The organism is Pseudovibrio sp. SCP20, assembly GCF_057774105.1.
In genome coordinates this window covers 1,238,707-1,257,104 of the sequence record NZ_JBYMDH010000001.1, presented here as the reverse complement: position 1 = coordinate 1,257,104, position 18,398 = coordinate 1,238,707, and the positions used below count along the sequence as shown (strand labels likewise).

General features: G+C 50.2%; 13 protein-coding genes. 2 read left to right on the top strand and 11 right to left on the bottom strand.

Annotated elements, in window-relative coordinates:
• The first annotated feature begins 271 nt into the window (after positions 1-271).
• Both AC3CB2_RS05530 and AC3CB2_RS05525 read left to right on the top strand, forming a co-directional pair.
• Positions 272-1,696, top strand: a complete 1,425-nt coding sequence (locus tag AC3CB2_RS05530) for a multicopper oxidase family protein (protein ID WP_352930292.1) — start codon at positions 272-274, stop codon at positions 1,694-1,696.
• Between the two features lie 341 nt (positions 1,697-2,037).
• Positions 2,038-2,178 carry a hypothetical protein gene (locus AC3CB2_RS05525; RefSeq protein WP_352930294.1) on the top strand — a complete coding sequence of 47 codons (141 nt, stop codon included), beginning with the start codon at positions 2,038-2,040 and terminating at the stop codon, positions 2,176-2,178.
• Between the two features lie 5 nt (positions 2,179-2,183).
• Here the strand turns inward: AC3CB2_RS05525 and AC3CB2_RS05520 are convergent, their stop codons facing one another.
• The 11 genes from AC3CB2_RS05520 to AC3CB2_RS05470 form a co-directional block, all read right to left on the bottom strand.
• A complete protein-coding gene (locus AC3CB2_RS05520; RefSeq protein ID WP_352930296.1) occupies positions 2,184-2,456 on the bottom strand; it encodes a site-specific integrase in 273 nt (90 codons plus the stop codon).
• Positions 2,457-2,751: 295 nt separating this feature from the next.
• The gene (locus AC3CB2_RS05515) at positions 2,752-3,009 is read right to left on the bottom strand and encodes an Arm DNA-binding domain-containing protein (protein WP_352930298.1); all 258 of its coding nucleotides are present in this window, start codon (positions 3,007-3,009) and stop codon (positions 2,752-2,754) included.
• Between the two features lie 605 nt (positions 3,010-3,614).
• Positions 3,615-8,102: an autotransporter domain-containing protein gene (locus AC3CB2_RS05510; protein WP_352930300.1), complete on the bottom strand. Its 4,488-nt coding sequence runs from the start codon at positions 8,100-8,102 to the stop codon at positions 3,615-3,617.
• Between the two features lie 807 nt (positions 8,103-8,909).
• Positions 8,910-12,086, bottom strand: a complete 3,177-nt coding sequence (locus AC3CB2_RS05505) for an autotransporter outer membrane beta-barrel domain-containing protein (protein WP_488389867.1) — start codon at positions 12,084-12,086, stop codon at positions 8,910-8,912.
• A 47-nt stretch (positions 12,087-12,133) separates the two neighbouring features.
• On the bottom strand, positions 12,134-12,724 hold the full coding sequence (locus AC3CB2_RS05500) for a hypothetical protein (RefSeq protein WP_352930304.1): 591 nt from the start codon (positions 12,722-12,724) through the stop codon (positions 12,134-12,136).
• A 133-nt stretch (positions 12,725-12,857) separates the two neighbouring features.
• The gene (locus tag AC3CB2_RS05495; RefSeq protein WP_352930306.1) at positions 12,858-13,124 is read right to left on the bottom strand and encodes a hypothetical protein; all 267 of its coding nucleotides are present in this window, start codon (positions 13,122-13,124) and stop codon (positions 12,858-12,860) included.
• Positions 13,125-13,346: 222 nt separating this feature from the next.
• A complete protein-coding gene (locus AC3CB2_RS05490) occupies positions 13,347-14,036 on the bottom strand; it encodes a Crp/Fnr family transcriptional regulator (protein WP_352930308.1) in 690 nt (229 codons plus the stop codon).
• 695 nt (positions 14,037-14,731) lie between these two features.
• Positions 14,732-15,490 (bottom strand): iron ABC transporter ATP-binding protein, encoded by a 759-nt coding sequence (locus AC3CB2_RS05485; protein ID WP_352930310.1) that lies wholly within the window; start codon positions 15,488-15,490, stop codon positions 14,732-14,734.
• Positions 15,487-16,431, bottom strand: coding sequence for an iron chelate uptake ABC transporter family permease subunit (locus AC3CB2_RS05480; protein ID WP_488389868.1), 945 nt, complete (start codon positions 16,429-16,431; stop codon positions 15,487-15,489). Before AC3CB2_RS05480 ends, AC3CB2_RS05485 begins: the two co-directional genes overlap by 4 nt.
• Positions 16,421-17,374 (bottom strand): ABC transporter permease, encoded by a 954-nt coding sequence (locus tag AC3CB2_RS05475; RefSeq protein WP_352930314.1) that lies wholly within the window; start codon positions 17,372-17,374, stop codon positions 16,421-16,423. Before AC3CB2_RS05475 ends, AC3CB2_RS05480 begins: the two co-directional genes overlap by 11 nt.
• 59 nt (positions 17,375-17,433) lie before the next feature.
• Positions 17,434-18,342, bottom strand: a complete 909-nt coding sequence (locus AC3CB2_RS05470) for a siderophore ABC transporter substrate-binding protein (protein ID WP_352930316.1) — start codon at positions 18,340-18,342, stop codon at positions 17,434-17,436.
• Between the last annotated feature and the right edge of the window lie 56 nt (positions 18,343-18,398).

Sequence of the window (18,398 nt, the reverse complement as noted above, 5' to 3'; positions counted from 1 at the left end):
TAGTTCTGTGGCATAGGTACAGCTGAAGATTAAGGCAGGCTTAAGCTGTTGGCTGTCGTCTATGATTTTGAATTTATTGTGTTATGCACAGCGACATTTCTGTTTGGCTGCAGGTGCACTCAAACGAGTGCTCTCACGTAACACTCTCATTTAAAACTGCCTTAAAGACGCTCAAGCAAATGCTTTTGCGAACCGCAGCTCACTCCCATGCGCGAAATCCAGCATGCCCTCAAGACGGTTCACAGAAGACCATGATCATAAAAGGTTTGCTATGAGTAAGATTCCAACTATCAGTCGTAGGCAATTTTGTGCCGGTGTTGCAACAGCTGTAGTGACAGCCACCTTCAGCCCCAAGAACTCTCATGCATTTCTGGCCTCTCAAGATGACATAGTAGGCTTCAACCCTCTCTTTATTCCGGAACTGATTGACAGTCGCACTCATAACGGGCCAATAGATGTCTCCATTCAAAATGGGCAGCATGAGTTTGTTGCTGGTCGCACAACACCCACTCTTGGATACAATGGATCTTACTTGGGTCCAACTATTCGGATGTACCAAGGGGAAGACACACACATTCGTTTCACCAATCTCATGAAAGAGCCCACCACAGTTCATGGGCACGGTCTCCATGTGCCCGGCGAGGTGGACGGTGGCCCGCAGTTACGTATCGAGCCGGGAGAGACTTGGGACGTTACGTTGCCAATCGTTCAAGAGGCCTCCACAAACTGGTATCACCCTCATTTAATGGGAACAACAGCCAAGCAAGTTCACTCTGGCTTGGCAGGTTTTTATTTAATCGAGGATGAGAACTCTCAGCTCCTTGGCCTACCTAACACCTACGGACTGGATGACATCCCAATCGCAATACAGGATCGAACATTTAAGAATGGCGTCATGACGCCGTACCCAACCAGTCCTCCAGATGATTTGCGCGAAGATACAATCATCGTCAATGGTACTTTGAACCCTGTCTTGGAAGTCCCACCGAGCCTGATACGTTTGAGGCTACTCAACGGAGCAAATGCACGTGCTTTCGAGATCTATCGATCAGATGGAGGTCCCCTCATCAAAATTGCAACAGAGGGCGGCCTGCTTGAACAAGCGGTGAAGCTAGAGTCTATCAAAATGTCTCCAGGTGAGCGCAATGAAGTCATCATTGATATGTCAGCAATGGATGAGGTGGACTTGAAGGCGGTTTTCCTAGCGAAAAAGTACACTAGTTTGAACACCATGATAGCTCCTACTCAGCAAATGCTGAGATTAAAGACAAGTTCTAAACTAGAAAAACAGAACACTACAGTCCCGTATACTCTCAATCACATCCAACCTTTCAATGAGGATGATGCCTTGATTTCCCGCAGTTTTGATCTCGAGGATATGGCAATCAACGGCGTAAAAATGGATCCTGAAGTTATCAACGAGCAAGTAAAACTAGGGGAGCTGGAGATCTGGACTATCGATTCTGGGCGTCATCCATTCCATATGCATGGAACATCTTTTCAGATTTTGTCTATCAACGGCAAAGCTCCTGCGCCCGAAGATCGTGGGTGGAAAGATACAATAAATCCTAGAGGGCAAGCCAAAATCTTGCTTCGCTTTAATCACGAAGCCTCAAAGCAATATCCTTATATGTACCATTGCCACATCCTCGAGCATGAAGATATGGGAATGATGGGGCAATTTACGGTTACATAAATCAGAAGCCACTAAAATTTGACACTACTTAGCCGGCCTATCTCTCAAGAGTAGTGTCAATTTAGTCTCTGCTTAAAATCCACTGATGATCACTAACTTGTTTTCATATCTGCAACAAAGGTCAGTTACGTCTACTCTAGGTATATAGGACCACGATTATGTGAGTTAGATACCTACGTGAGAACGTTTGAAATAGAACCCGATCAAAATTAGCAAGAACGCAAAACTAGTGAGTACCCTGCACTAAGGCAAATGTCCGGTGTTGGTCACGCCACTCCTTCCTAACCTCCCTCAATCCGTTCACTAATCGTCTCTGACAACATCCGGATTGTGTGGGCATCATGGTTCACATAACTATAGGTGATGGTCAGGTTGCGGCGGAGCAGGAGGTGACTGATGCGGCACTGTTCATGAAGATGAACCTCAGGAATATTGGCATGGATGCGGATGCACTGCCATACATTCTCAATTACCTCAATTGAATAGGTTATGTCGGATATTTATCAGGCAACACATAAGCTGAACCATTCGCTCTTGAAACATCGGAGAGGATTTCTATGGCACTACGACTTACCAGTTGAGGTTTACGTTCATCCCCATTGATTGAAGGTAGTGCAATCGTAACCAACTTAAAATCAATATGTTTCCATGCTAGGATTTCGATCTCACACAAGCGCGCACCGGTGTAAAGGAGCAAATGTAAGCAATAAAGAGCTATCGGATTTACAGGTGTTGTCTGCTTTGCAATATCTTTAGGCAAGTGCTTGGCCGTGTCCTTCTCGGCTTTTATAGTCTAGGGAAGACCTTCTTGGTCTGCCAGTTCAAGAAACCGCCCAGTCTTTGCAACTCTTCCTCTGGCAGAAAGCGAACACGTTTGTTTTCTTTGTAACGCTTGACCAACCGAACCGGGTTTCTGTGCTCTGGCCGTAGGCACCATACTTCAGCGAGATTGAATGCCTTGGATGAGACCGCCAGAATTCGACTGACTCGACGAAGTGTTGCTCACAACGAATGGTGCAGCTTTGCAGTATCCCGCTGCCTTGCGAAGTTGAGTTTCATTTGCCCCAATTGTGAACCAGCACATGTCTATTCATGTAGAGATCAAGAAGCATATTCACGATGGGAGCAGCTCGTTTGCTTTCCCGCTTTAGGAGAGGATCATCTCCATTACGGACTGTTGCCAACGCATTGGTCGCCAAGCCTCTGACTTGATCCGGTGTCAACTCACCATATCTCCTAGGGCTTATCCGACGGGAGCGGCCTTCATGTGTGCGATATTGCACTGTGAATGATTTTGCACCGCTTGGCATCACTTGAAGGCCAAAAATTATAAGTTTGCTATCTTAGAAGATTTGTTTTTTGCGTGCTGGATTTGCCGCATCCACCTTTCGCTTCGTTATGTTTGGCAAAGAAGCATCTCTCCCGCTAATAGCTTCTGACTAGAGCCACCGCACATACGAAAATACCAGTTGAAATACGTTACAGATTACCGTTGTTTCTGATAGCCTTACAGCTTGTGATGACCCTTAGGGGGATTTGGAGACCTATGTAAAACAACATCCGAACTGTCACAGGTCAAAAACTATCTGCTTGCCGCTTTGGGTCACCACTATGTAAGTAAATGAGAGCGCTTGAAATCCCAATTTCAACTCTCTTACTTCCTGCAAGTATTCTTTCAAATTAATTCTAGGAAAACTGTCAAAATCATCAGGTCACAATCAAAATATTCGACAAAAATCATATCAGCTTGAAGTAAAGCGGAGATGTTTTTCTATTAAAACGCTAACTTATTTTCTTCTTACAGTCATGCAGTCAAGCGGATACATAAAAGGCGGACCTTGATCTAAACTCAAAGTGGCAAGCAAATCAGTAGCTTAAAACACAAGCCCATACTTCCGAGCGCACTTCTTTTTTCAACTTAGAACTGCACAAACAGCCTTACATTGACACCGTGGTCCACAGCTTCACCGGCAAGGAGGCCATAGTAGTTTATGTTGAGTTGGATGTGGTCGCTGAGGCTAGACTGAAGGCCAGCCTCGATAATGGCCACGTTGCGGGCGATTGGAACACTGGCAACAGTGAACGGGTTGCCGCTGTCGATGAAGCTTTGAGTGTAGTCCAGTGTATCGGCGGAAGAGTATTGCCAGGCTGCGAGGCCGACAAAGCTTGTTTCGCCATATAGATAGTTGGATAGATCAAACTCACCGCGTGTTCCCAGTGTCAGGAAAGTAAGGCCGTTGGACTGTCCATCTGCTTTGAGAGCCGCCGCACCACCGGTTTCGTTGAAGCCAGGACCGGAGAGATAAGCGTAGGCGATACCGGCGAAGGGCTCTAGATTTCCGTAGGTGCTTTCCAGCGTGTAGCCGAGTTCACCGAAAACCTGTACGGAGCCAGCAAACTGGTCAGCTGAAAGTGTTTCTTCCGGAAAGAGAGCAACATTGCGGTCAGTTGCGATGTTGTACCACGTGCCGGCAACACCTCCGCGCAGTTTGACATTGTCAATCGGATTGGCGCTGGCGTACCCGCCCACGCTGTAGCTGTCGCTGTCCGAAGACGCATCGATTGAGCTGATGTCGATGGAGGTTCTGCCGAAGCCCGCAACCACACCGAGCTGCACCATGTTAAAGTAGGTCGCATCAACGCCAACCAGAACACCGCCCACACTTCTGCCGGTGGTCCGGGCATTGCCGTCTGAGAAGAATTCCCCCCAGCTGCCATAGGCTTGTCCCCACATTTCAAAGTCGCCAACCGTCCGGGAAACCATGTCATCATCTACTTTTGATGCAAAAGCACTGTGTGCCTTATAGAGACGATCATTTACGGCCTGCCGCAGGAACCGGCTATCAGCAAGGAGGATAGCGCGGGTGGAGGCGTTGATTTCGCCGGCAAGTGGGTCGAGAAGAGCTTTAATTTGCGCGTTGTTCATCGGAGCTAGCTGTGTGAACAGGTCGCCACTCTCATTGATAGTATCTAGTGCCTGCGCGACAGCATGTTCGTTGCGCGTATCTGCGAGAAAATTGAAGTTGTTGGAGCTTCGGATGAACTGGATCGCGACATCATTTGCGTCTCCTGGGATGCCATAGATGACGTTGACATCGAGCATGAACATGTCGTGGTTGACTGAACTGAATGTGCCAGTCGGAGGCTCTGTTCCAGGCGTGGATAGATTGTCAATAATAACGAACTCATCACCGATCTTGACCGGTGTAGGACCCATTACATTAACAAGATTAAGCGCAATGCCATTCAGATCCACGCTTCCGCCCGCAAGTATCTGGATCTGATCTGTATTTACCGTTCCAGATACTGGATCTGACCCGATCTCCATTTCCAGCGCACCCCCAGCGCCTGTTGCGTCCAGACTGCCGAGCGTGATGGTACCAAAGGAAGCGCCGGGAGCGATGATGCCCCCGTCAAGTGTAACACTTCCGTCAGCAGTTCCGTGCCCACCAAGGCGAGCGTCTGTATCAATTGTAAAAGTTGACTCAACAGATGCAGTGCCAAAGTCCGTTGCATCGCCAATCAGCAACGTTCCTTCCTGAACTGTCAGACCTGCCACAAATGAGTTACTAGAACTATTGAAGGCGAGAGATCCGACGCCAGTTTTGGTGAAGGTTCCTGTACTGGTCACAGTGTTCGTAAACTGCAGAGCTCCACTGCGATCCAGCACTTCGACAGTAGCTCCAGCCGTTCCAACTATGAGCGCGCCATAGCTGTCTGTTCCCACACCGCTATAGGCCAGCGTTGCCCCATTAAGAGTGGTGGTTCCTGTTCCCAAGTTCGCAACCTGTGAAACTTGCAATGTCCCCGCAGAAACAGTCGTCCCACCGCTATAGGTATTGGTGCCGGATATGATAAGTGTACCCGCCCCGATCTTGGTTAAACTGCCCGTGCCCGATAGATCCCTTGAAAGCGTCACAGCCGCTGCAGCATTGGCCACCTCGAGTGTGCTGGCACCAGCTCCCAAAGCTACGGTGGTTAGAGTAGCGTCGGTGCCTGCGGTATAGCTCAGTGATGTTCCATTAAGCAGAGTGGTCCCAGTACCCAACTGGTTGGCAGCCGAGATCGACAGCCCGCCGCCATTGACGGTGATCACGCCGGAGTAACCGGAGTTATTACCTGATAGGGTCAAAATACCAGATCCGGTCTTAGTCAGAGCACCAGAACCGGACAGGTCTCCGCTATAGGTTCCGTTAGTCGCTTGAGTAAGAGCCACAGTAGCCCCACTGGCAACCGACATATCTCCCTGAATGTTAGAGCTATCACCTTGCAGTGTACCTGCTGAAACAGTTGTTCCGCCACTATAGCTATTGGTCCCGGTAAGGATGAGAGTACCGGCTCCACTCTTGGTTAAGCTGCCCGTACCCGAAAGACCGCTCGAAACCGTCATACTCGCCGCACTATTGCTGACATCAAGCGTGTTGTCAGCGCCACCTAAAACCAAATCAGAGAGCGTGGCAGCGCCTGTTCCTGTATAATTGAGGGATCCACCGTTGAGTGTGGTTGCTCCCGTTCCCAGGCGGTCCAGATCATCGACTTGAAGTACTCCACCTGTAATAAATGTTCCACCGCTATAGGTGTTCGTTCCAGAAAGCACCAGCGTTCCGCTTCCATCTTTGGTTAGGCTTCCCGTCCCCGAAAGACTGCTGCTAACCTCAAGAACTCCCGAACTCTCAGTAACTTCCAAGGCGCCGCCTGCAGCACTCAAGACAAGATTGGAGTAAGTTGCACTCGCTGTTCCGCTGTAGCTCAGCGTTCCACCATTAACAGTCGTCGTGCCCGTGCCCAAACTGCTGATATCATCAACCTGCACACTTCCGTCAGTTATGGTTGTGCCGCCGCTAAAATCATTTGTGCCAGTTAAACGAAGTATGCCGGCTCCGTCCTTGGTAATGCTTCCTGTTCCTGTCAGCCCGCTTGAGACTGTAAAAGTGGCAGAGCTCTCTGAGACCTCAATTATTCCGGCACTACTGCCAATCGTTAGTGCAGAGTATGAGCCATTTGATGTGTCGGCATATAAAAATCTCCCGCCATTAAGGACAGTAGAGCTATCATCCAGTTGGTCGATATCTGTAACGCGAAGCGTGCCACCTGTGATCGTGTTGGTTCCTGAATACGAGCTATTGTTCCCCGTCAACGTGGTTGTGCCGTTCTCAATGAAAACATCACCATCCCCAAAAAGCCCAGCACTAAACGTGTAATCTGTACTCGTGTGATTGAAGACAATCACATCCCGGCCAGCGGTCAGGCGCACTTGGCTGCCAATGAATGTGCCAGCAGCAGCTGCTGCTTCACCAGTTGCGGCACCAATGTTCAGCGTCCCACGAGCTCCAGCCTCTTGACCGAGGACCAGCCTGCGATTTCCGCCGGTAATTTCAAGCACTCCACCTTCAGAAAGTGTGATCACCGCACTGGCAGAACGGCCTGCCACAATATTGTTTGCAGCCGTCCAATTCGAACCTGCACCCGTAACAACAACAGAACCCGTACCGTTAAAGAGGCCAATTGTATTGCTCCCACGGGTATCAAGCGTCCCACCATCGGAAACGGTAACAACTGCATCTTCCTGACGGCCAATGATTATGTTTCCGGAAACAGTCCAAATTGAATCTGAACCAGTGATTGTCACCGCTCCATTGCTGGTTGCAAACTCAGAAACAATGGCGCCCTGCGAGGTTACTGAGCCACCATCAGAGATGTTCAAGTTGCCGCCAGCAGCCCCAGTCGCTCCAACGACAAGCTCATCAGAAATGTCCCAGGTAGATCCCGCTCCAGTTACATTTACCGTACCTAAGTTGTTCGATACGCCGAGCTGCCCCTCTGTACTTGTAACGCTAGCGCCATTTTCAATATTTACGGTCCCGGTGCCTGCGATACCAACCCGCAAGCGATCACTCAGTGTCCACGTTGATCCCTCATCGCGAATGGTAACAACGCCTGTACCGCTACCACCATTGTTCTCGCCAACGGAGGTCTCGCCAGAAATGAGCGTTCCGCCTTGCTCGACGATAAGGTCGCCCGTTCCACCATTTCCAACAATCAAGTCCGTATTGATGGTCCATGCAGATCCATCTCCGGTAATAGTAGCTGTGCCTTGAGACCCAAGCACCCCAACACGGCCCTGTGTACTTACAACAGTGGCACCATCTTCAATATTGAAGATACCAGTCCCACCGCGCCCGACGCGAATACCACTGCTTGCAGTCCAATTCGAGCCGCTGCCGGTAACTGTAACGGTTCCTGATGAGCCATTTGTGCCTAACGTACTTAAGCCACTGGTTAGCTCTCCACCTTGTTGAACTGTTAAAGTGCCAGCACCGTTATCACCAACGACGAGAGTGCCACCAACATTCCAGGTATCTCCATGTGTGGAGCCGGGCCCGCCAACCGTTTGGTTTGGGCCCAAGGGATTATCATCATCAATCACGGCCTGCGCATAAACGTCAGGATGGAACCATACCAATAATCCTAGTACTAAAACTGACTGTCGAAAGCGCAAGAACACCATTTACTGTCCATTCATTACGATTCATCAGCCATCATTCTAGAAGAGCGACAAATAAATTCATCGCAAAACACGAGTTTTATCAAATAAATTAACAATAAATTAATATTTTCTAAATTTGCACAGTAGTAAGTAATGAAAAATTACAATGAGAAAAATGAATTCATCTTACATATACTTAATGCGCAAGCTTTCACACTTCAGCTATCTTTAAGAATACCTAGGCAAAATTAGATATTGGAATAGTGTAGTGCCTAGCCCTGAAGTTATTAGGGTATGCGCGCTATCGCGGGTACCGGCAGAGCTCTCTCAATCTTAAGATTGCATAATGCTGGCTTCTCATCGTGTCAGCGATACCTCTTTGAAACACCTGTATCACCTTATCTAATGATGCGATTTGTTGTCTCGGCTCACATTGTCTGTGAGCTGCAACACAGTAGACAAACTAAGTATTAGCTGCTTTACAGAGGCGAAAGTGATGGAGGTTTTAGCCTTAAGCTGACGTGGGTTTGATTCTAGCTGAAGTTGAGGCAGACTATTAGAGTTCCCAAGACTATTTCTGTTTCCTATGTAAAGGTTACGGGGATAAAGTAGCGGGATTGGTGGATAGGAATTTTTGATAGTTAGAGAGCACTTGCCCGCCACTTAAGTTTTCAGGTGGCGAGCGGGTTTATGTTGGGCATGTGCCTTGCACAGACAGGAGTACGCTCAAAACTTCAGAGCAATGTTTGCTTTGAGCCCCTGATCGGTGAAGCCGGAACCAAACTGGCCATCATATGCAAGACCTAAGGTCGTGTTTTGCCCCAGATCCACCGATGCTCCCAGATTCAGCAGCAGGACATCTCTGGCAATCGGGATACCGGCAACGGAGAAGTCCTCGCTTCCGGCAAAGGCGTGATTGACAACAGGTGTGACATCGCCAAACGCATGCTGCCATGCTGCTTGAGCGGACAGCTTCGCGGTGAATTGGCCAAGATTTGTCTCTGTCGCTGCACGCAGCCCGATATTGGTGAAGGTTCTGTCCATTGCCTGGCGACCAGCCTTCAGCGCAGCAGATCCACCTGCTTCGGAATACCCATCACTGGACAGCTGGACATAGGATATATTGGCAAAAGGCTCCAGACTGGTTACAGCATAATCAAAACGATACCCCGCTTCACCAAAGATCTGCGCGGTTTGCGCTGTATAAGATCCTGACAGGTTCTCAGCAAAACCAGTGAAGGCAACCGAACGGGTCGTGTCGATATCATGCCATGCATAGCTAGCACCTACGCGCACTCCCAAATGCCCAAATTCTGTGCCTCCATAAGCACCAAGGTGCAGGGTTTCTGCTGTCGCAGAAAACGTTCTGCCATTTACCTTGAAACTGCTGTTGTCATAGCCTCCGAAGAAGCCAAGACGGGAGTTCTCACCGATCTGAGCATCTCCACCCAGAAGGAAACCGCCGATTGATCGATCAAGCGCTGCGGCATTGCTGTTTCCATTCCAGCGTCCCCAGGAGCTAAAACCTTGCCCCCAGAACGCGAGGCTCTCGCCAACGCGCTTTTCTACCTGCTCTTGTCCATCCGCAGCAACGGAATCCATTGCAGCACGCACACGACTGAGAGCTGCCTCGCGAGTAAAGCGGCTATCCTCAATCAGCGCTGTTTTTATTGAGGCGTGGGCTTCTCCTGAAAGCTGATCGAGTGTTTCTGGTGCCTCTGAGTTGGACAGGTTCAAGACTGAATTGAACAAATCTCCACTGCCAAGTGAGAACGTACCTTCACCTGTAGCGCACTGATTAGCACTCATCCCAGGAATGCAGAACGTGCTGGATGCCATTTGGGAACCCAGATAAACATTGTTGGCATCGTATGACAGAGCGAAATCAAGGAATGCGAAGTCATCTGTTGGGGTGGATGAATCAAACGTTCCGGAGACGCCCCCTACAGCGCTCATAATCGTATAGACCGTATTTGCAGCGTAGGTTGAACCATCGTCGGTTCCGTTTTCCGGCTTCACATGCACGGTGCCACCATTGATCGTCACGGTACCGCTGGCAGCCAGCAGATCGTTGTTGATGCCTGCCGCATTGCCCCCATCGTTCACCTCAACCTCAAAGGCTGAACCACTATTGAAAACAAGAGAAGTCGCATTCAAAGTCCCGATAGAGTTTCCCGGAGCGATCACAGCACCTGAATTGAAGGCAACGGCCCCGACAGTCCCCGAACCACCAAGGCTACCGCCATTGACTGTAACATCACCCACGGTGCCATTAACAACCAGCTTACCCGCTGTCAGGGTTGTGCCACCTGCATAGCTGTTATTGCCCTCTAGAATAAGTGTGCCTAGGTCGGTTTTGTTCAGAGATCCGGGCCCTGTAATGGCAGAAGCGATGGTCGCAGTGAAGTCTGCACCAGTATTCGTACCATCACCAACACGGACCGACGTTGCGCCGTTGAGCTTAATATCGCCACCTTTGACCTGATAGCCATCGGTTGCAAACTGAAGGCCAGATGAGACCGAGACACCTGTACCAGCAACCGTGACAGTGCCCGCAGTGCCTTGGAAAACAAGTGAGCTGTTGGGGGCATAGGCCAGATCTGTGAAGCTGGCGGAATTGGTCCAGTTCTGGCTTGTTGTATTCCATGTGCCTGCGCCGCCATGCACGGTGCCGTCGGCAGTCGAAGTACCGTTCCAAAACAATAGATTCCGCGTCGAGGCCAATAGCGACACCGTGCCAGGCGTTGCAGTGGTGCTCAGGGCATAGTCGTAGCCAACCGGGGAAAGCCCGATTGTTAGCCCGTTATCTGTCAGGGCGCCGCCATAGGTGATTAACGTATATACACCTGCACCAAACGCGCCGGCATCGCTTACATCAAGTGTGCCATCCAACCTCAGGTTGCCACCAACGGTGATGAGGTCGCTGTTCACGCCTGCTGTGCCATCGGGGGCACCAAGGCCAAAATCGAGCTTCGCGCTTTCACCCAACACAAGGTTGCCGCCGATCTTCAATGTGCCGCTCCCGTTGGAGCCTGGAGAGAGCGTACCATCTGTCGCCTCGACATTGCCGACAGTGCCCGCGCCCCCCAGCGTGCCACCCGTCAATTTGATCTGCCCAGGCAACTCGCCATTGACGATCAACGCACCGTCAGTGATATTCGTCGTCCCAGCAAATCTCTTGTTACTGCCAAAGAATACACCCACACCGCCGGTCCAGATCGTTGTGCCCGCTAAATGATTGATTGTGTGGTTAGGTCCCTCAGAGGCTAATACCGATCCGATGTCGACATCAAAAATATAAGCATCATCCGTGTGATTGAAATTGAGCTCGCTCGTGGCATACCGAAAATAGATGCTTGGAATATCCAGTATGCCCGGGGCCTGCGCAGCTTCACCTTTCGCGGCACCGATATTGACGGCAAACCGGGCGTCTCTATTATCTCCAAGTCTGATCCAATAGGGTGCAGAAAAAGTACCGCCATTCGCAACAGTGAGTGCGCTGTTTCCATATCCGAAACCCAGCCTACTTAAAGTTGATAGTACAGACCCTTCGCCGGAAACCAGTATTTGGGCTCCTTCTGTCGGTGCTGGAGAGCCATCGAAGTAAAAGCCAGCATTAATATCTTTGTTCACAGTCAAGCGCGCACCGTCAAGCACGTAAAGCTCACCACGGGCGATACCGCTACCAACTGAATCACGGCGGCCAAGATGCAAATCGCCGACAATAGTTTTATCTTCTCTGACGCCATGTTTATCCACGCCAGAAACTGTGAGCGTGCCAATCCCCCCGTCACCAATGCTCATATAACTACCGCTAAAAGAGCCGTAGTTATTGCCAGTAAAAACAACATCTGCCTGACTAATCTGGGGAGTTGCCGTCAACGCGCCTGCAATGATTAACATGGCAAGCCTATGCGAAACTAAGGCTGATGTGTTTTTGAATGCAAAGATCAAGCGTTGCATCTGCGTTTATCCCTAGCGTAAGAAAAATCGGAAAAGCAAAACCTTAGAGGGATCAGAGCGCTGTCTAAGCCCGCTGTTCCGGATGGAGAGCCAAGCTCTAAATCCATTGCTGAGGCGGAGGTAAGATCGAGGTCGTCATCAATTGTCAGCGTATCGGGACTGTTTCCAGCAGCGACGGTGCCGTTCGTGATTGTTGTTGGACCGTTGATCGTGCGCACCCCACCAGGGATTCTGCCATCGGCAATGTTCAAAGCGCTCGTTCCAGCACTGCCAACCTTGAACTCCCCGGAGGCCTGCCACTGGGATCCCGATCCGCTCACCGTTACGGCGCGGTAAGAACCGAAGTTTACGCCGATAGTTCCACCAGTATTCGTGACTTCACCACCATTTTGAATGGTAAGCTTGGCATCGAGCCCAACTGTCACCCCAATATTCAGGGAGCCATCCACATCCCATGGACTAGGATGGTCCGAAACGGTTGGATCATTATCAACTGTTAGAGAAGAAGACCCATCAATGTCCTCTGCACGAGCAGACCGACTGGCGACTACCAAGTCCAGAGCAATGAGTGCAATCACCGGGACTCGCAATGCTGCAATAACGGTTTTTTGCTTTCGTCTTGTAGGTGAACCAAAACTATTCAGGAACATTCATTTCCTCGGCTTTTATGTATTTGTAATGTTGTCGTTGCGCAGCGAAAAACGGGGAGCTTCAATCTTCAGCATTGAAGGAATGGACCATGTTTAGCCCTACATACAGAACGCCAAGCGGTGAGACGGTGAGGATGATTTGTGCTCGTGCACTTAATCCAGCGAAGAACACTCCCGCAGTCAGCAGCACCAACACCACCAACCAGCGGAGCAGAGATGCAAACAGGGGGGGGCGCTTGATGGCAACTCGCGGAGGACTGAATCTGAGCTTTGAACCAACGCCCCAAAATGCTGCCTCTGGAGCGCTCTCAAATGTGTTTGACCGCATACATAGAATGTCCCCTAAGCGTAGTCGCTAAAGCTCTCTCCCCAGTCACTCGCCAGACGACGCTCTGATATTCAGGCGGCAGCGGTCAAAATGCTGACACTTGAATATCAATGGGATGAAAATACAGAGGGATTATACGTAGTCGGTAACGCAAAGAATGCTAAGAACTTAGCAATCTGGCTGTTTAATCAGATTTGTGCACACAGCATGAGCGGTCAGACCTCAGAGGGACAAATGCTCGGCTCTGGCGGCATCAATCCAGTCTGACAGGGCTTGCTCGTCCGGCACGGAAATTGCGCCATACTTCAGTACGATCAGGCCATTTTTTTCCAGCTGTTTGAGCGCTTTACCCATAGAAACACGTGAGGTGCCCACAGCGATAGCCAACTCAGACTGGTTCCAGTTGAGCATCCCAGGCACTTCTGAAGCTTCGAGCATGTTCTGCAAAAACACTGCTGTATAAGCAGGCAAAGGCAGCAAACGCAGATCGTCCAGCATATTCAGCGCCACATTCAAACGGCTCAACGTAGCTGGCAAAGCTGCGCGGGCGATTTCAGGATGAGCGTCCATTAGCGTCAGAAAATCAGCTTTGTGAACATAACCAATCGTCGTTTTACCGACTGCAACAGCATTTTGCGTCCGCTTACGGCCGGTCAGCACGCCTATAATGCCAATGAAGTGACCCTCGCCAAGCACTGCAAGAATTGTTTCTCGGCCACTGGGGCTAAAACGCCCCATTCTAACTGCACCTGAACGCACAATGAGCAGGCGATCACCCTCATCACCAGTCGAGAAGATCGTGCGACCGTCCTGATAGGTGTGGCGCTGCTCAATAGTTGCAAAAGCGGCCTCGACCTTTGGGGTGAGCAGGTCAAGGAACTTGAGGCTCCCGTGATCCAGCAATCCTGTCATGGCCGAGGTTCCTTAAAATGCATTGAGGGTGTACACGTTATCACGTATCTTGAACATCGCCCTTATTGTCAACACACCATACTGTTAGTTGCAGAGTCTCAATTGTGGACACAGTCAGCGATATTCATGAATGTCTGCAATTGATCAAGAGCTTCATGCAGTGCTCGCAAGTATCCAAATCATAACCTCAAAACGCCTCAATCCGTTTTCTTACTCTTTCTGACAGCACCTGGATGCGGATGCGTTGGCATGCATTCTCAATTACTTCAATCGAAGTAGGTTGTGTCAGATCTTTACAGCTAGGTAAAACATAAGGTGAACCATACACACGTGAGATCTCAGCCGGAAGAAGTTTACGTTTATCTCCTTTTCTTGAAGGCAGAGCAATCGTGGCCAGTTCAAAATCAATATGCTTCCATTTCTGGGGGCAATATCGTTCAAGCGCGCACCGGTGCAAAGGAGCAGACATATGCAGTAAAGAACTCCGCTTTGCAATATCCTTTGGTAAGTGCTTGGCTGTGTCGTTCCCGGATTTTATGATCTAGAGACGCACCATTAATTCAGTTGGTCCACGGTTCGAACCCATGCAGGTTCACCATTTAACTTCATGGTATACAAAAAGATTTAACAGATCAAAGCGCCAAATTGGTTTTTTTGCGTTTCTAGAAATGTCGAGCGTAGATAGCTCTCGCTCCCTACAAATGATGCAGCGCGACGAGTTGGCCCTCATGTTGGGTTACCGTGATTTCCATGGAGTAAAGCGACTTCAGGACGCGGGTCTCCAGAACATCTTGTGGAGTTCCATGGATGGCGAGAGAGCCGTTTTTTAGGGCTATGATTTCGTTGGCGTAGGCGCCGGCGTAGTTGATGTCGTGGAGGACGATGACGAAGGAGCGTTGGCGGGCGTCGGCAATTTCTCGCAGGCGTTTCATGAGGCTGCGAGCGTAGTACATGTCGAGATTGTTCAGGGGCTCGTCGAGCAGCAGGTACTTGGTTTCCTGACAGAATGCCATGGCCACGAGCGCGCGCTGCTTTTGACCGCCAGAAACTTCATCAATGAACCTGTCCGCGATATCCTGAAGATCAAAATAGTCGAGGGCTTCGTCTACGGCTTTGTGATCTTTTGCAGTTGGCCGTCCTTTGTGGTGAGGGTAGCGACCAAAACCGACCAGATCCCTCAGAGACATACGGCTGCTCAAGGCATTGTCTTGCCGCAGGATTGCGAGTGTTTTGGCAAGCTCTCTGGTTGGTGTTTGGGTGACTGATTGTCCGTCAAAGGAGATTGAGCCGGTTTGAAGTGGTTGGAGGCGGGCCATGAGGGAAAGCAGCGTTGACTTCCCTGCCCCGTTTGGACCAATCAGAGCTGTAATGCCGCTGTCCTGAATGGTGAGCGAAATGTCGGTCAGGATCTTGCTCTTTCCATACCTATGAGAAACGCCAGTTATTTCAATCATTTCATTTTCCCTCGGAAAAGAAGCAGCAGGAAGAGAAGACCGCCAAAGAACTCTACGGTTACGCTGAGCGTGGATTGGCTCTTCAGAATGCGTTCAAAGGCAGTTTGGCCAGTCACAAGAATGATCGCTGCGATCAGAATTGATGCGGGCAAAAGAATGCTGTGGCGGTGCGTGTTCATAATGAAATGCGCCAAGCTTGTGACCAGCAATCCAAAGAATGCGACGGGCCCAACCAGAGCGGTTGAGACTGATACAAGCGTTGCGACCAAAACAAGCACGATAAAGCTTGTCCGCTCATAGTTGACACCAAGATTGATGGCATTGTTACGCCCCAGTGCGATCACATCGAGAACGTATCTGAGACGCCAGATCACGATGCAGCAACCAGATACCAGCAGAATGCTGACGCCCAATAGTTCCTTATCAACACTGGAGAACTGGGCGAAACTAGCGCCTTGCAGGATGGCAAAGTCGTTAGGGTCGATAATGCGCTGAATAAAGCCTGAAAGACTGCGGAAAAGCACTCCAAAGATGATGCCGACCAACACCATGCGGTGGAGGTCCTGCTTTCCTTTACCCATGATTGTTGTGAAGAGAAGTGTTGCCGCAAAGAGCATGACACCCACTTCTGCAAGAAATTTCAGCTGTCCATCCAAAGCCACGTAGGTAAAGCCGCCAAGCGTGAAGACCAGCAGTGTTTGAACGAGTAAGTAAAGAGCATCGAACCCCATGATGGATGGGGTCAGGATGCGGTTTCCGCTAATGGTTTGGAACAGAAGTGTTGCAACGGAAATGGCAACCGAAACCAGTAATAGCGCCAACAGTTTGGTTCCACGGAACACCAGTAGGAAGCTCCAGCTGCCCTTGGCGCCAATGGTCATGAACGCGATGCAGGCCAATGCAAGCAACACGTTCATAATGATGAGCTTTTTAGCGTGCATGGGCTGGTCTCGCATACAGCAGATACAGGAAGACAAAGGAGCCAATCACGCCCAGGACTGTGCCTACGGGGATCTCATAGGGGAAATGAACAAGTCGGCCAATCAGATCGCAAGTCAGCACGAGTATTGCACCAAGAACGGCCACCCAAGGCAAACTTGCGCGTAGGTTATCTCCCATCATGCGCCTTGCAATGTTGGGCACGACCAGCCCAACAAACGGGATCATGCCGACAGTTACGACGATCAGAGACGTTGAAAGCGCCAGAATAAACAGACCAAGGATAACCACTTGTTTGTAGTTAAGACCCAGATTGATGCTGGCGTCTTTGCCCATGCCGATGATGGTGAACTGGTCGGCAACGATGTAGGTCAGTATTGCCAGAACCCCGCAGAGCCAAAGCAGTTCATAGCGGCCGCGCAGGATGCCTGAGAACTCGCCGCTCATCCATGTGCCCTGAAACTGGAGCATATCTGTCTGGAAGGCGATAAAGACGGTCAAGGCCTCCACAATGCCGGCGAAGATCAATCCAACAAGCGGCACAAGCAGAGGCGACGTCACAGGTAGTCGGGAGATCATTGACAGAAAAACTGCCATTCCGATCATGGCAGTTGCAGCAGCCACAATCATCTTTACGATTAGAGGGCTCGCCGGATAAAGCAATGTGACCAATAAGATACCGAGAGCTGCACTTTGAGCCGTTCCGACGCTGGATGGCTCAACAAAGCTGTTGCGTGCAAGCATTTGCATGACGGCGCCTGAGACCGCAAGCGATGCGCCAGTCAAAACCACGGCCAGTGTCCGTGGGATTCGGCTGATGAGAAAGAGGTCGGTATTTTGTGGGTCTTGCCACCAATCTGTGATGGAGACTTCCTGAACACCTACAAACAGGCTGAAGCAGCAAAGAGCGAACAGAGCGACGATGGCAACGCCGATGTTTTTCATGGGGCACCGAGAGAAAGGCTAGAGCTGAGCAACGTTTGCCCAGCTCCTGGCTATAGTTGTTATTTATTAAAGGCTTCGATCAGCTGCTCGAAGATGCGTGTGGTGGCCTGATAGCCGCCTTGAGCAATGTAGGTTGCAGCTGGATCAAGATAGATCACCTGCCCCTTCTTCCAAGCTGTTGTGGAGGTCACCAGTTCATTGTCCAGAACCTGATGCGCATTTTCAGCATCACTGCCGATTGCGGTTGCGCGGTCCATAACCAGCAGCCAGTCAGGGTTTGCCTTCTGGATGTATTCGAAGGAAACGGCTTCACCGTGGGAAGCTACTGCAACTTCGGCCATTGCTGGCTCAATTTCCAGTTCATCGTGGAACCAGCCGAAACGTGATCCCGGACCAAAAACAGAAACCTTTGGACCGTTGGTTAGAACAAAGAGCGCCTTACCCTTGCCTTTAACCGCTGCTTTCACTTCACTCAGCAACTCATTGTATTTGCTGGTAAGTTCAGCAGCTTCTTTCTGCTTATTGAAGACCTTGCCATATGCTTCCAGATGAGCAAGCAGCGTCTGGGACACCTCGGAGGCGCTCGGGGTCATATCGATGGTTGGTGCAAGCTCGGAGAGTGGTTTCGCCTGCTTGCTGGAACGGCCGCCAACGATGATCAGCTCTGGTTCCAGAGCATTGATGGCTTCGAAATCCGGCTCAAAAAGAGTGCCAATGACTTCAGCATTGGATTGCACGCCATCCAGATAATCAACGTACATTTTGTTGACCACGCCTGCAGGCTGCACGCCCAAGGCGTTCAGGTTGTCCACTGCGCCAATATCAAACACGACAAGATTTTTTGGTGTGACAGTGACGTTGGTTTTGCCTGTTGCGGTGGTTATTTCTACCTGATCAGCAAGGGCTGGAGACGCGGCTATTGCGAGGCAAGCCAATGCAGCTACAGACCTTTTTACACGATGAAACATGTCTAACTCCGTTGGATAGATGTCTCATGGCTTGGCCGCAGCCTGGCTGTTGAGCT

Bases quoted from the DNA above. Each gene is read 5' to 3' on its own strand.
- AC3CB2_RS05480 (WP_488389868.1), bottom strand. From the start codon at position 16,431: ATGCACGCTAAAAAGCTCATCATTATGAACGTGTTGCTTGCATTGGCC.
- AC3CB2_RS05470 (WP_352930316.1), bottom strand. From the start codon at position 18,342: ATGTTTCATCGTGTAAAAAGGTCTGTAGCTGCATTGGCTTGCCTCGCA.
- AC3CB2_RS05495 (WP_352930306.1), bottom strand. From the start codon at position 13,124: ATGCGGTCAAACACATTTGAGAGCGCTCCAGAGGCAGCATTTTGGGGC.
- AC3CB2_RS05505 (WP_488389867.1), bottom strand. From the start codon at position 12,086: ATGTTAATCATTGCAGGCGCGTTGACGGCAACTCCCCAGATTAGTCAG.
- AC3CB2_RS05490 (WP_352930308.1), bottom strand. From the start codon at position 14,036: ATGACAGGATTGCTGGATCACGGGAGCCTCAAGTTCCTTGACCTGCTC.
- AC3CB2_RS05475 (WP_352930314.1), bottom strand. From the start codon at position 17,374: ATGAAAAACATCGGCGTTGCCATCGTCGCTCTGTTCGCTCTTTGCTGC.
- AC3CB2_RS05485 (WP_352930310.1), bottom strand. From the start codon at position 15,490: ATGATTGAAATAACTGGCGTTTCTCATAGGTATGGAAAGAGCAAGATC.
- AC3CB2_RS05525 (WP_352930294.1), top strand. From the start codon at position 2,038: ATGGTTCACATAACTATAGGTGATGGTCAGGTTGCGGCGGAGCAGGAG.
- AC3CB2_RS05530 (WP_352930292.1), top strand. From the start codon at position 272: ATGAGTAAGATTCCAACTATCAGTCGTAGGCAATTTTGTGCCGGTGTT.